This window comes from Hydrogenophaga crocea (genome assembly GCF_011388215.1).
In the GTDB taxonomy this organism is placed as follows: domain Bacteria; phylum Pseudomonadota; class Gammaproteobacteria; order Burkholderiales; family Burkholderiaceae_C; genus Hydrogenophaga; species Hydrogenophaga crocea.
In genome coordinates this window covers 3,132,665-3,145,290 of the sequence record NZ_CP049989.1, presented here as the reverse complement: position 1 = coordinate 3,145,290, position 12,626 = coordinate 3,132,665, and the positions used below count along the sequence as shown (strand labels likewise).

13 protein-coding genes are annotated in these 12,626 nt (G+C 71.1%); 3 read left to right on the top strand and 10 right to left on the bottom strand.

The annotated features are described in order from the left end of the window. Nucleotides 1–49: 49 nt before the first annotated feature. Nucleotides 50–1,552, bottom strand: coding sequence for an FAD-linked oxidase C-terminal domain-containing protein (locus tag G9Q37_RS14775; RefSeq protein ID WP_166228285.1), 1,503 nt, complete (start codon nucleotides 1,550–1,552; stop codon nucleotides 50–52). A 203-nt stretch (nucleotides 1,553–1,755) separates the two neighbouring features. Between G9Q37_RS14775 and G9Q37_RS14770 the strand changes: the two genes are divergently transcribed. Further along, on the top strand, nucleotides 1,756–2,178 hold the full coding sequence (locus G9Q37_RS14770) for an Hsp20/alpha crystallin family protein (RefSeq protein WP_166228283.1): 423 nt from the start codon (nucleotides 1,756–1,758) through the stop codon (nucleotides 2,176–2,178). Between the two features lie 34 nt (nucleotides 2,179–2,212). On the opposite strand, the gene G9Q37_RS14765 is transcribed toward G9Q37_RS14770, so the two are convergent. The 5 genes from G9Q37_RS14765 to purU form a co-directional block, all read right to left on the bottom strand. Beyond that, complete coding sequence (locus G9Q37_RS14765; RefSeq protein WP_166228282.1) at nucleotides 2,213–3,433, bottom strand: S1C family serine protease; 1,221 nt, start codon at nucleotides 3,431–3,433, stop codon at nucleotides 2,213–2,215. A gap of 12 nt (nucleotides 3,434–3,445) precedes the next feature. Then, complete coding sequence (locus G9Q37_RS14760) at nucleotides 3,446–4,708, bottom strand: S1C family serine protease (RefSeq protein WP_166228280.1); 1,263 nt, start codon at nucleotides 4,706–4,708, stop codon at nucleotides 3,446–3,448. A 5-nt stretch (nucleotides 4,709–4,713) separates the two neighbouring features. Further along, a complete protein-coding gene (locus G9Q37_RS14755) occupies nucleotides 4,714–5,298 on the bottom strand; it encodes a hypothetical protein (RefSeq protein ID WP_166228278.1) in 585 nt (194 codons plus the stop codon). Between the two features lie 65 nt (nucleotides 5,299–5,363). Next, nucleotides 5,364–6,230, bottom strand: coding sequence for a LysR substrate-binding domain-containing protein (locus tag G9Q37_RS14750; protein ID WP_166228276.1), 867 nt, complete (start codon nucleotides 6,228–6,230; stop codon nucleotides 5,364–5,366). A 16-nt stretch (nucleotides 6,231–6,246) separates the two neighbouring features. After that, nucleotides 6,247–7,095, bottom strand: a complete 849-nt coding sequence (purU, locus tag G9Q37_RS14745) for a formyltetrahydrofolate deformylase (protein ID WP_166228274.1) — start codon at nucleotides 7,093–7,095, stop codon at nucleotides 6,247–6,249. A gap of 136 nt (nucleotides 7,096–7,231) precedes the next feature. Here purU and aptA point away from each other — a divergent pair, with 136 nt between their 5' ends. Continuing rightward, the gene (gene aptA, locus G9Q37_RS14740) at nucleotides 7,232–8,575 is read left to right on the top strand and encodes an omega-aminotransferase AptA (RefSeq protein WP_166228273.1); all 1,344 of its coding nucleotides are present in this window, start codon (nucleotides 7,232–7,234) and stop codon (nucleotides 8,573–8,575) included. On the opposite strand, the gene G9Q37_RS14735 is transcribed toward aptA, so the two are convergent. Beyond that, nucleotides 8,576–9,394 carry a ChaN family lipoprotein gene (locus G9Q37_RS14735; RefSeq protein ID WP_166228271.1) on the bottom strand — a complete coding sequence of 273 codons (819 nt, stop codon included), beginning with the start codon at nucleotides 9,392–9,394 and terminating at the stop codon, nucleotides 8,576–8,578. A gap of 73 nt (nucleotides 9,395–9,467) precedes the next feature. Here G9Q37_RS14735 and G9Q37_RS14730 point away from each other — a divergent pair, with 73 nt between their 5' ends. Then, on the top strand, nucleotides 9,468–10,532 hold the full coding sequence (locus tag G9Q37_RS14730; protein ID WP_166231341.1) for an AbrB family transcriptional regulator: 1,065 nt from the start codon (nucleotides 9,468–9,470) through the stop codon (nucleotides 10,530–10,532). 51 nt (nucleotides 10,533–10,583) lie between these two features. Here the strand turns inward: G9Q37_RS14730 and G9Q37_RS14725 are convergent, their stop codons facing one another. The 3 genes from G9Q37_RS14725 to G9Q37_RS14715 form a co-directional block, all read right to left on the bottom strand. Beyond that, nucleotides 10,584–10,868, bottom strand: a complete 285-nt coding sequence (locus G9Q37_RS14725; RefSeq protein ID WP_166228269.1) for a BTH_I0359 family protein — start codon at nucleotides 10,866–10,868, stop codon at nucleotides 10,584–10,586. A 121-nt stretch (nucleotides 10,869–10,989) separates the two neighbouring features. Then, complete coding sequence (locus G9Q37_RS14720; protein WP_166228267.1) at nucleotides 10,990–11,706, bottom strand: DUF3108 domain-containing protein; 717 nt, start codon at nucleotides 11,704–11,706, stop codon at nucleotides 10,990–10,992. A gap of 5 nt (nucleotides 11,707–11,711) precedes the next feature. Further along, a complete protein-coding gene (locus G9Q37_RS14715; RefSeq protein WP_166228265.1) occupies nucleotides 11,712–12,608 on the bottom strand; it encodes an IclR family transcriptional regulator in 897 nt (298 codons plus the stop codon). Nucleotides 12,609–12,626: the final 18 nt, after the last annotated feature.

Genomic DNA, 12,626 nt, shown 5'->3' with positions numbered 1-12,626 from the left:
TGCCGCAATGTACCCGAGGTGCCGTGCCCCCCGGCGAGCGAAATGCCGATCAGAAACGGGGCAGTTCGGGGTGTGCGAGCCGCCCGCCGCGCACCAGCATGCGGCCGTACTCGGCGCAGCGCTGCAGGGTGGGAATCACCTTGCCGGGGTTGAGTAAGCCTTTGGTGTCAAACGCCGCTTTCACCGCAAACATCTGCGCGTTCTCCTCGGCGCTGAACTGCACGCACATGCTGTTGAGCTTTTCCACGCCCACGCCGTGTTCGCCGGTGACGGTGCCGCCCATGGCCACGCTGGTTTCGAGGATGTCGGCGCCGAAGCGCTCGCAGCGCTGCAGCTGGTCGGGGTCGTTGGCGTCGAACAGGATCAGCGGGTGCAGATTGCCGTCGCCGGCATGGAACACGTTGGCGCAGCGCAGGCCGTAGGTTTTCTCCATGCCCTGGATGGCGAGCAGGATGTCGGCCAGCCGCTTGCGCGGGATGGTCGAGTCCATGCACATGTAGTCGGGGCTGATGCGGCCGCTGGCCGGAAATGCGTTCTTGCGGCCGCTCCAGAAGCGCAGCCGCTCGGCCTCGTCGCGGCTGACCGCGATCGCGGTGGCGCCGTGGTCGCGCAGCACCGCGCTCATGCGGCCGATCTCCTCGGCCACCTCTTCGGGTGTGCCGTCGCTCTCGCACAACAGGATGGCCTCGGCATCGAGGTCGTAGCCCGCGTGCACGAAGTCCTCGACCGCGGCCGTCATGGGCTTGTCCATCATCTCCAGGCCGGCCGGGATGATGCCGGCCGCGATCACCGCGGCCACGGCGTCGCCGGCTTTGCGCACGTCGTCGAAGCTGGCCATGATGCAGCGCGCGAGCTGGGGCTTGGGCACCAGGCGCACCACCACCTCGGTGGTCACGGCCAGCATGCCCTCGCTGCCCACCACCAGCGGCAGCAGGTCGAGCCCGGGCGCGTCGAGCGCCTCACCGCCGAACACCAGCGGCTCGCCCTCGATGCTGTAGCCGCGCACCTGCAGCACGTTGTGGATGGTGAGTCCGTACTTCAGGCAGTGCACGCCGCCCGAGTTCTCGGCCACGTTGCCGCCGATGGTGCAGGCGATCTGGCTGCTCGGGTCGGGCGCGTAGTACAGGCCGAAAGGAGCGGCTGCCTCGCTGATGGCCAGGTTGCGCACGCCGGCCTGCACGGTGGCGGTGCGCGCCCGGGCGTCGATGGCCACGATGCGGTTGAACTTGGCCAGTGACAGCACCACGCCCTGCGCGTGCGGCATGGCGCCGCCCGACAGGCCGGTGCCAGCGCCGCGCGCCACCACGGGCACGTCCAGCGCGTGGCAGGCCTTGAGCACCGCGGCCACCTGGGTCTCGGTCTCCGGCAGGGCCACCACCAGCGGGCGTTCGCGGTAGGCGGTGAGGCCGTCGCATTCGTAGGGAACGGTGTCCTCGTCGTGCCAGAGCAGGGCGTGCGCCGGCAGCAGCGGCTGCAGCGCGCGCACCACGTCGGCCTGGCGTTCGGCGCGTTGCAGGTGGTGGGTGTGCGGGGGCAGGGTGGGGGCGTTCATGGAGCGGCTTCCGTGCCGGCCAGTGTAGGCCGCGGCCGCCGAACGGTCATTGAAAAAACCTGCATCGAACCGTGAGCCGCGGCCGTCGCCGGGGGCCGCCCGGGGTCTTGAAAAGCCCCGGGGGCAACGCCAGTTGACGCTCACCGGGTGCTGCGGTGGTCGCGGCCCCTCTTGTTGTGCAACCGAATCTGGAGGACCCAGCCATGAACGCTCTCATCTCCCGCGGCAGCCTGTTCGACGACTTCTTCAAGGACGTGGCGCCGGGCTTCTACGTCAAGCCGCTGCACGGCGACGCGCTGCCGGCACGCATGAAGGTTGATGTGCGCGAGGCCGCCAACGCCTACACCGTCGATGCCGAGGTGCCGGGCGTGTCCAAGGAAGACATCCACGTGACCATCGAAGGCAACGTGATCACCCTGCGCGCCGAGGTGAAGCAGCAGGACGCCCAGCGCGAAGGCGAGCGCGTGCTGCGCAGCGAGCGCTACTACGGCGCGGTGGCGCGCAGCTTCCAGTTGCCCGAAGAGATCGACGAAAGCGCGTCGCGCGCCCGGTACGACAACGGCGTGCTGCACCTGACGCTGCCCAAGAAGGCCCCGGCGGTGGGCCAGCGCCTGACGATCGAGTGAACTGCGGCGGGCGCGGCGGCCTGGCCGCGCGCGCTCAGTCGCTGCGGATGTCGACCAGTTCGAGCGATTCGTTGACCTGCACGGCGCGCCCACGCGCCAGGGCCTCGAAGCGCACCACGCGGCCGATGGCGGGCGCGTACCAGACCGAGGCCTCGTAGGGCGAGCTGTTGACCATGTGGCCCCCGGTGATGCGGTGCGTGAAGCCGCTGAAGTTCACCCGCACCACCTCGAGGTCGCGCGCGCCCACGCGCAGCGTGCTGCTGTCGGCCACCTGCGCGCGCAGCTCCATGCGCACCACGAGGTCGTTGCGCCGCACCTCGTAGCGAGCGTCCCAGCCCGCGCCGGGTTCGGGGCGGGCCGAGACCCAGCCGCCCGGGGGCATCACGGCGTCGAACTCGCCGCCGATGGCCAGCCGGTTGCTCACCACGCCGCCGCCTTCGCGCTCCACGCGCGCGCCCTGGTTGAAGATGCGCTGGTCGCCCTCGGTGCGCTCGAGCCGGTACACGACGCTCTGGGCGTTGCCGGTCATGCGGTCGCGCAGCCGGTACTCGAACACGCGGTCGCCCACGGGCGCTGCGGCCGGTGCGGCAGCGGTGCTGGCCGCCGTCTGGCGCTTGGCCAGCGCGGCCTGGGCGCGCTCGGGCACCTCGGCAATCCAGTTCGCGGGCAGTGCGAAGTTCAGGTTCTGCGCGTCGCGCAGCACGAAGGTGGTGATGCCGATGAGCCGGCCCTGGGCGTCGAACAGGCCGCCGCCGCTGGAGCCGGGCGAGATCGGCACCGTGATCTGCAGCGCCTCGAAGCTGTTCTGCTGGCTGCGGCGGATGCCCGAGAGCAGGCCGTCGCTGATGGTGGTCTCCAGACCGCGCGGGTTGCCGATGGCATAGACCCGCGCGCCCACGCGCCAGCTGTCGGGCGGGGCGATGGTCACCGGTGGCGCGTTGAAGTTGGCGACCTTGAGCTGGCACAGGTCGCGCTCGGCGTCGGGGAATTCGAGCGTGGCGCCGTAGCTCACGTTCTCGCGCGCGACGCTGATGGTCTTGGCACGCACGAGCACGTGGCAGTTGGTGATGAGCCGGCCCGGGCCGATGACGACCGCGCTGCCCAGCGCCAGCGGCTTGCCCGCGCTGTCCTGCGTGCGCACGACCCAGACGCTGGGCGAGACCTGCTCGAACAAGGTCTCGGGGGTGAGAACGGGCTGGGCCAGGGCGGGCAGGGCCAGGGTCAGCAGCAGGGGTGTGGCGAAGGTTCTGGACATGGGGGTCTGGGCTTATTCGCTGCGGATGTCGACCAGCTCGACGACCTCGTCGATGTCGAATTGCGCCAGGCCGTTGCCGCCGCGGCTGCGCACGTCGAAGCGCACCACGCGGCCGATCTCGGGGGCGTACCAGGCGTTGGCCTTGAAGGTGCCTGAGGTGGGCATCGAGGTCGCGCTGCGTTGCACGTAACCGTCGAAGCCCACGCGCACGATCTGCAGTTCGCGCCCGGCCACCTGGAAACTCGAGGTTTCGCCCGTGCGGGCCGTGAGTTCGAGCTGCAGCGTGCGATCGAGCTGCCGGTTGGTGTAGCGCAGCGACCAGCGTGCCCCGGGTTCGGGCGGCGCGGACACCCAGCCTCCCGGCGGCATGGCGGCATCGAAATCGCCGGCGCTGGGCTGCTTGTTCTCGAGCACCGCACCCCCGGTGCGCTCCACGCGGTTGCCCTGGTTGAAGACCAGGCGGTCGCCGTCCACGCGGTCCAGGCGGTACACGATGGCCTGCGCCACGCCGGTGCGGCGGTCGCGCAGCCGGTACTCGAACACGCGGTCGCCCGTGGGCGCGGCCGCGGCCGCTGCGCCCGGGGCCGCGGCCGTGCTGGCCTGGGCCTGGCGCTTGGCCAGCGCGGCCTGGGCGCGCTCGGGCACCTCGGCGATCCAGTTCGCGGGCAGCGCGAAGTTCAGGTTCTGCGCGTCGCGCAGCATGAAGGTGGTGATGCCGATGAGGCGGCCGCGCGCATCGAACAGGCCGCCGCCGCTCGATCCCGAAGAAATGGGCACGGTGATCTGCAGCGCCTCGAAGCTGTTCTGTTCGCTGCGGCGGATGCCCGAAAGCAGGCCGTCGCTGATGGTGGTCTCCAGCCCGCGCGGGTTGCCGATGGCATACACCCGCGCGCCCACGCGCCAGCTGTCCGGCGGGGCGATGGTCACCGGCGGGGCGCTGAAGTTGGCGACCTTGAGCTGGCACAGGTCGCGCTCGGCGTCGGGGAATTCGAGCGTGGCGCCGTAGCTCACGTTCTCACGCGCGACGCTGACGGTCTTGGCGCGCGCGAGCACGTGGCAGTTGGTGATGAGGCGGCCCGGGCCGATGACGACCGCGCTGCCCAGCGCCAGCGGCTTGCCCGCGCTGTCCTGCGTGCGCACCACCCAGACGCTGGGCGAGACCTGCTCGAACAGGGTTTCGGGCGTGAGAACGGGCTGGGCCCTGGCCGGCGCCAGCAGCGCGCCGGCCAGGGCCGGCACCAGCCAAGGGATCCGTGTCGTGAGCACTTTGGGCATGTCGTTCAGCGTGAGGGCGGCAGCAGGCCGTTGAGATCGTCCAGGGTCACGGGCCCGCCGGTGCGGGGCGCGGCGCCCGGACCGCTGGGGATGCCCGCGGGCGGCGCCTGGCCGGTGCCGCCGGGCCGCCCCGCGACCAGCGGAATGGCGCCGGTGTAGGCCAGGCCCGCGAGCTTGGCGCGGGCGACGGTTTCGCCTTGCAGGCTCAGGCGCGGCTGGCCCACGAACAGGCCCAGGGTGATCAGGGCCTCGACGTAGACCGTGCCGCCGTCGACCAGCTCCACGTCCACGCTGCTCTCCACCTCGGTGCGTGCCGACACGGTGTGGCGCCCCGCGGGGCGGTCGACGAAGAAGAAGCCCTCGGGCACCATCTGGCCCACGACCTCGCCGCCCAGGCGCACGTCGGGCTGGATCGCCGGCCCCAGGCCGCCCGTGCGGTACACCATCACGCGGCCATGGCCGGGCTTGATGGAGGGAAAGTTTCCCTGCACTTCGCTGAAGCGGGGACCCGTGGCCGCGCATCCGGTCAGCACCAAGGCCGCCACACCCCAGGCGGCCGCGCGCCAGCAGCGCGCCAACACCTCACGCATACCCCCACCTCCTACCTTTTGTTACCGCGGATGGTAGTGGCAAGCGGGGGTCGCGCGGCTGGGTGTTACCCCATGGCCTGTTGCAACCAGCGCGCAAAGGCCGCGCATTCCCAGCGCTCCATGGTGCCGCTGCGCCAGCAAAGGTAGTGGGCATGCGGGCTGGGCACTCGGCGTGGGTAGAGCGGCACCAGGGCGCCGCTGTCGATCCAGGGCGCGGCGAGTTTGTAGCGCAGCAGGCCCACGCCCATGCCGGCGGCGGCGGCGTCGCACATCAGGCCGATGTCGTTGAACTGCGAGCCCTCGGCGGGCTCGGGCCAGTCGAGGTCGTGGGCGGCGAACCAGGTGCGCCAGGGCTCCAGCGGACTGCGCAGCAAGGGCAGGCCTTCAAGGTCCTGCGGGGTGTCGAAGGGGCCGTGCTCGCGCACGAAAGCCGGCGAGGCCATGGGCGAGACCTCGTCCTTGGCCAGCAGCAGGTGTTCCACATCGGCGTAGCGGCCGGTGCCGAAGCGCACCATCAGGTCGGCGTCTTCGGCCACCACGTCGAGCAGCGGGATGCTCACCTGCAGCGTGAGGTCGATCTCGGGGTAGGTGTCGCTGAACTGCTTGAGCCGCGGCAGCACCACCGAGCGCGCGAAGGTGGGCGTGATGGCCAGGCGCAGCTTGCGCCGCCCGGGCGCGGCCTTCTGGCTCGGGAACTGCTGCAGCGAGCTCAGGCCCTCGCGCACGTGCGCGAGGTACTCGCTGCCTTCGGTGGTGAGCGAGAAGTCGGCGCGGCCGAACAGCTTGGTGCCCAGCACCTCTTCGAGCTGGCGGATGCGGTGGCTCACCGCGCTGGGCGTGACGTTGAGCTCGTCGGCGGTCTGCGTGACGCTGCGCAGCCGCGCCAGCGCCTCGAAGGTGAGCAGGCACTGGATCGGCGGGATGCGGATCATGCGGCCTGCCCCGGCGTCACTTGAAGACCACGGTCTTGTGGCCGTTGAGCAGCACGCGGTGCTCGCCGTGCCACTTCACGGCGCGCGCCAGCACCTGGCTTTCGGTGTCGCGGCCCAGGGCGGTGAGGTCTTCCACGGTGTCGGTGTGGTCCACGCGCGCCACGTCCTGCTCGATGATCGGGCCCTCGTCGAGGTCGGCCGTCACGTAGTGCGCGGTGGCGCCGATCAGCTTCACGCCGCGGTCGTGCGCCTGGTAATAGGGCTTGGCGCCCTTGAAGCTGGGCAGGAAGCTGTGGTGGATGTTGATCGCGCGGCCTGCGAGCTCGCGGCACAGGTCGTTGGACAGCACCTGCATGTAGCGCGCCAGCACCACCAGCTCGGCGCCTTCGCCGCGGATGATCTCGAGCTGTTTCGCCTCGGCCTGGGGCTTGGTGGCGGCCGTGACCGGGATGTGGTGGAAGGGCACGTTGTAGCTGGCCGCTAGCTGGTAGAAGTCGCGGTGGTTGCTCACGATGGCCCGGATGTCCAGCGGCAGCAGGCCGCTCTTCCAGCGGAACAGCAGGTCGTTGAGGCAGTGGCCTTCCTTGCTCACGAAGATCACCGTGCGCATGGGCTGGGCCAGCGGGTGCAGGCCCATCTGCATTTGAAAAGGGGCGGCGAAGGCGGTGAGCTGCTCCAGCAGCTCGGCCTGGCTCAGTTGCGTGCAAGCAAATTGCACGCGCATGAAGAACAGGCCGGTGGCATGGTCGTTGTACTGGGCCGCTTCCTCGATGTTGCCGCCGCGCTCGAACAGGAAGCCGGAGACGGCGTGCACGATGCCGGGGCGGTCGGGACAGGAGAGGGTGAGGACGTAGGTGTTTTCCATGGCGGCGCGATTGTCGCAGCCTTGTTCGGGCGGCGTCCGTGGTGGGCCTCACGCCGGCGGCCGCAGTGGTGCCTTCGTGCGCGCGGCGCCGGTGCCAGAATGGCCGTTTTGCTGACCTTGCCGAGGAGGTGCCGCCATGGCCTACAACGACTTCAAGATGGACAACCAGTGGTTGCCCTTCACGCCCAACCGCAGCTTTGCCAAGGACCCGCGCATCTTCGTGGCGGCCGACGGCATGCACTTCACCACGCACGATGGCCGCCAGGTGATCGACGGCATCTCCAGCCTCTGGTGCGTGGGCGCGGGCCACAACCGCAAGCCGATCAACGACGCGATCAAGCGCCAGCTCGACACCCTGGACTACGCCACCGCGTTCAGCGTGAGCAACGACAAGGCCTTCCGCGCCGCCGAAATGATCGCGGCCATGGCCCCGGGCGACCTCAACAAGGTGCTGTTCTGCAACTCGGGCTCGGAAGCGGCCGACACCTCGATGAAGGTGGCCCTGGCCTACCACCGCGCGCGCGGCGAGGCCCAGCGCAACCTGTTCATCGGCCGCGAGCGCGGCTACCACGGCGTGGGCTTCGGCGGCATGTCGGTGGGCGGCATTCCGGCCAACCGCAAGGTCTACGGCACCAGCCTGCTGCCGCGCGTGGACCACCTGCGCTTCATCCACGACCCGGTCAAGCACGCCTTCGTGCAGCACCAGGAGCCGGTGTGGGAAGATGACATCCTGCTCGAGTTGGAGAACCGCATCCTGCCGCTGCACGACCCGAGCAACGTGGCGGCGGTCATCGTCGAGCCGGTGGCGGGCAGCGCGGGCTGGTACGTGCCGCCCAAGGGCTACCTCAAGCGCCTGCGCGAAATCTGCGACAAGCACGGCATCCTGCTGATCTTCGACGAGGTCATCACCGGCTTCGGCCGCCTGGGCACGGCCTTCGGCGCCGACTGGTACGGCGTGCAGCCCGACATGCTCAACTTCGCCAAGTGCGTCACCAACGGCGTGATTCCCCTGGGCGGCGTGGTCTGCAGCCAGCGCATCTACGACGCTATGATGGGCGCGCACGGCAGCGCGCCCGACCACGCGATCGAGTTCTTCCACGGCTACACCTACTCGGGCCACCCCGTGGCCTGCGCGGCGGCCATCGCCACGCTGGAGCTGTTCCAGCAGGAGAACCTGTTCGCGCGCGCCGGCGAGATGGGCCAGGTGCTCAGCGATGCCATGTTCAGCGCCATCAAGGGCCTGCCGCACGTGGTCGGCATCCGCAGCCTGGGCCTGGCCTGCGCGGTCGAGTTGGCGCCGCAGGCCGGCCTGCCGGGCAAGCGCGCCTTCGACGTCTTCCTCGACTGCTTCCACCGCGGGGTGCTGGTGCGCAACGCGGGCGACAACCTGGTGTTCGCGCCGCCCTACATCGTCGAGCGCGAGCACATCGAGACCATGGTCTCGGTGCTGGCCGACGCGATCAAGCGCCTGCCCGCCTGATCAGCGCTTGAAGCGCTCGCGCAGCTCGGCGCAGTGGTCGCGCTCGGGCAGCGCGGGCGTGTCCCAGTAGGCGTCGGCCGTGGCCCCCGGCTCGGCGCCGCTGGCGCCGCCGGCACGCGCCACCACCACGCGGTGCGCCTGCCCCGGCGGCAGGTGCAGCGGCACGCCCAGGTCGCTGCGCACGTGGCCGTTGCCCGCGATCAGCAGCACCGTGCGGCCCGGCTCCAGCCGCGCCGTGGCCGCCTGTGCCATCGAGCGGTCGCGTGCGAGCTGGATGCGCGCCATCGGCCCGAGCTGGCTCGCGGGCAGCAGGTCGCAGTGGCCGCTGCGGATGGCCTCGCGCTGGCGTTCGAGCACCGCGGCGCTCACGCTGCGGTCTAGCGCGGCATCGCCCATGGCCGCGCGCATGTCGCTTCGCGGGAGGTTGCCGCCCACCACCGGCACGCCCGCGCGCACCGCGGCCATCACCACCGGTCCGTAGGTGGGCCAGGGCCAGCCCTGCTGTTCGTCCCAGCCCAGGGCGGTGCGCACCGCGGCCTCGCTGGCATCACGTGCCAGGCCGCGCGTGTCGCGGCCGGCCTCGGCCATTTCCATCACCACGGCCGCGAGCTGGTTGCGCGCGGCCAGGGCCTGCACCAGATCGCGCTGCAGCGCCTGGTGCTCGGGCGCGTCGTGCTGTTCGCCCACCAGCAGCAGCGGCGTGGGCTGCGTGCGCGCGAGCAGCGCGTCCAGCGAGGGCGCGGCCGGTGGCCGGTGCGCGCAGGCCGCGAGCAGGGCCAGCGCCGCGATCAAGCTCAGTCGCGGTGAGAGGATGGGCATGCGCCGATACTACGGCCCTGTTCCGCGGCCGTCGGCGCCGCCCCGAGATATCCCCCGCGTGCCTTCCCTGTTCATGTTGCGCGGGCCGGCGTCCTGGACGCGCACGGCCCTCACCCTGTTGCTCGCCTATGCCGCCGCCCGCCTGTGCGTCTGGCTCGGCACCCCCATCCCCTGGATGATCGGCCCCCTGCTGTGCACGGGGCTGGTGTCGGTGTTCGGCGCCCGCACCGAGAGCTGGGCGCCCTTGCGCAATCTCGGCCAGTGGGTGATCGGCGCGGCGCTGGGCCTGTACTTCACGCCCGAGGTGGGCGCGCTCGTGGCCAGCCTGTGGTGGGCCATCGTGCTGGGCGTGGCCTGGGCCCTGATGCTGGGGCTGGGCCTGGCGGCCTGGCTGCGCCGGGTGCACGCGGCGCGGTTGCGGCTGCCGCCGCAGCAGTTGCTCAGCACCACCTATTTCGCGGGCGCGATCGGCGGCGCGTCGGAGATGACCCTGCTGGCCGAGCGCCAGGGCGCGCGCACCGACCTCGTGGCCGCGGCCCATTCGCTGCGCGTGCTGCTGGTCACCGTGACCATCCCTTTCGCCCTGCAGGCCGCGGGCGTGCGCGGGCTCGATGCGTTGCCGCCCGCGATCCGCGTGGTGCAGCCGGGCGGGCTGGCGCTGCTGGGCCTGTTGACGCTGGCGGGGGCGCTGCTGATGCAGCGCCTGGGCCGCGCCAACCCCTGGTTCATGGGCGCGCTCGTGGCGACCATGGCAATCACCTTGTCGGGCGTGCAGCTGTCGGCGCTGCCGGCCACGCTCACCGAGCTGTCGCAGCTGTTCATCGGCGTGAGCCTGGGGGTGCGCTTCACGCCCGCTTTTGCGCACACGGCGCCGCGCTGGCTGGGCTCGGTGGCGCTGGCCACCTGCGTGATGATGGGCCTGTGCGCGGGCTTCGGCTGGCTCATGGCGCAGCTCACCGGCCTGCACCCGGTGACCATGCTGCTGGGCACCGCGCCCGGGGGCATCGCCGAAATGGCCATCACGGCCAAGGTGCTGCAGCTCGGGGTGCCGGTGGTCACGGCCTTCCAGGTGTGCCGGCTGGTGGCCGTGCTGGTGCTCGCCGAGCCGGTGTACCGCTGGCGCTTCGCGCGGGCCTGAAACGCAAAAGCCCGGCGCGGGCCGGGCTTTGGGGCGGGATGCAGGGGGTGGTCAGTGCATGACCACAGGGTTCTGCGCGAGGGAGGCGTAGCCTTCGAGCGTGGTTTCCACCTCTTCCTGCGAGGGGCTGTTGCGCTGCCATTCGGTGATCTGCTGCTGGAACAGTTCGGCCCACGACCCGTCGAGGTAGACCTCCTTGCCCGAGCGCTTGTCCACGATCTCGAAACCGTGGCGCGGGATCTGCGGGCCGTCGGCCACGGCCACCTCGCCCTTGGCGGGCGCGTCGGCCTGGATGTGGACCACCGCAAAAGCATCCGAGTCGTAGAGCATGTTCATGGGGTGTTGTTCCTTTCACGAGAAGCCGCTGTGTGCCGTTATATCGGCAAATGGAGCCGTTGTTGCAGCCGCTTCGTGATGCATGTGGTCCCCATGGGGACTTATTTCAAGGGCCTCGCCTTCAGGGCCGCCGCGCCAGCCTCTGGTCGGCCATGTCGCCATCGGGCTGGGTGACGCGCAAGCGCACGGGCAGGTGGCCCAGGGACGGCGCGAGCCAGACCTCGACCTTGGTGTCCCGGTCTTTGCGCGGCGCGCGCAGCAGGCGCCGGGCCTCGATGTTGCCGGCCGGCAGCGCCAGGGTTTCGAGCGGGCCGACCTCGAAGCGCCAGGGCTCGGCGTCGCCCGTGCCGGCGACCTGGAAGCCGATGACCTCGCCTTCCTGGCGCGGCTGCGCGCGCATAAGGCCCGCAAGCTGCATGAACAGGCTCAGGCGGTCCTGGGCGCCAGGCATGAGCTCGGCCTCGGGCGCGTTGTTGCTGAAGCGGATGCGCTGCGCCTCGCGCTCGAACTGCGCGGCCTTTTCCTTGTTCTTGCGCTGGTCGGCGAAGCGTTCGGGCCGCAGGCCTTCGGGGCCGGTGCTGCCCTTGCTGGTCTGCACGCGGCTGCCCAGCAGGGGCATGCTGATTTCCATGCGCGCTTCGTAGCCCTGGGGGCTCAGGCGCCAGTCGAGCACGCCCTTGGCGCTGTAGTCGAAGCCGCTGGCGCGGCCGAGCACGTCGTACTGCAACTGGGTGCTGGGCGGCGGGTTGCTGCGCGGCGCTTGTGGGGGGGCGGCGAGCACGGCGCTGGCCAGCAGCGCGCTGGCCAGGCCGGCGAGGAACAGGCGGGCGGATCGCATGGGGCTCATGTGGCGTGGGACCGCGGGCCGCTGCCCGGGTGCCCGAGATCGGCGCTGAGCCGACGGGTGGTTCTGAGCAGGGCGGTCGCGGGCGCGCCGTCCCAGGCGGTGTCGAGCGTGGCCACCCAGCCCAGCACCACCATGCCCAGCGCGAGCCGGCCCTGGGCGTCGAACACCGGCGCGCAGAAGCCGCCCACCCCGGGCAGCAGGCTGTGCACCACGCGCGCCACGCCGCGGCGGCGCACCTCGTCGAGCAGGGCTTGCACCTCGGCGGGCGACTGCGGCAGGTCTTCGGCCGTGAGGCCGTCGCCGCGCGGCAGCTTTTTCAGCCGCGCGAGTTCGTCGCGGGTCATGGCGGCCAGGCGCTTGGCGTCGCGGCCTTCGCGGCCCATGAAGGCCGCGAAGCAGCGGCCCGTGGCCGAACTCAGCAGCGGCATCACGTCGCCCAGGCGCAGCGTCACCGGCATCACCTGCGGGGCCTCGGCCCAGTGCACCATGGTCGGGCCCTGGTTGCCCCAGACCGCGATCGCCACCGTGTGGCCCACGTCCTGCAGCAGGCCGTCGATGCGTTCGCGCGCGAGCTTCACGGCGTCCAGGCGCGCCAGGCTGGCCAGGCCCAGGCGCAGCGCGGCCGGGCCCAGGTCGTAGCGGTTGCTCACCGGGTCCTGCACCACCAGGCCGAGGCGCTGGAAGCTCACGAGGTAGCGGTGGGCCTTGGCCGCGCTCATGTTCGCGGCGGCCGCGAGGTCGCGCAGCATCAGCGGACCATGGGCCTGCGACATGGCCTCGAGCAGCTCGAATCCCACTTCGACCGACTGGATGCCCGCGCGCTGCGGCTCCGTGTCGTCGGGAGTGTCGGTGTCGTCGGCAGGGGTTTGGTCTAGAATCTCGCGCTTACGCATAGGTGAACGAATTTCACT